Here is a 267-nt window from a genome sequence, read left to right as displayed (position 1 = left end):
GACCGCATTATTGATGTGTTTCCGGGTAGTGATAAAGATATGGTGCGCTCTATGCTGTCCGAGTCGCTACGTGCGGTCATTGCCCAGAAGTTACTTAAACGCATTGGAGGCGGACGTACCGCTTGTCATGAGATCATGATGGCAACTCCTGCGATTCGTAACTTGATCCGCGAAGATAAAGTGGCCCAGATGGTCTCAGTGATTCAAACTGGCGCAGCGCATGGCATGCAAACCATGGAGCAAAATGCCAAGCAGTTAATTGCGAAA

1 pseudogene is annotated in these 267 nt (G+C 49.4%); it reads left to right on the top strand.

Going from position 1 to position 267, the window contains the following annotated elements:
• Nucleotides 1–267: pseudogene (locus A3773_RS17195) on the top strand (twitching motility protein PilT); the annotation flags it as partial.

The sequence above is a fragment of the Neptuniibacter pectenicola genome, from assembly GCF_001597735.1.
Lineage (GTDB): Bacteria > Pseudomonadota > Gammaproteobacteria > Pseudomonadales > Balneatricaceae > Neptuniibacter > Neptuniibacter pectenicola.
The sequence above is the reverse complement of the archived record's forward strand: the minus strand, read 5'-3'. Positions and strand labels throughout refer to the sequence as shown.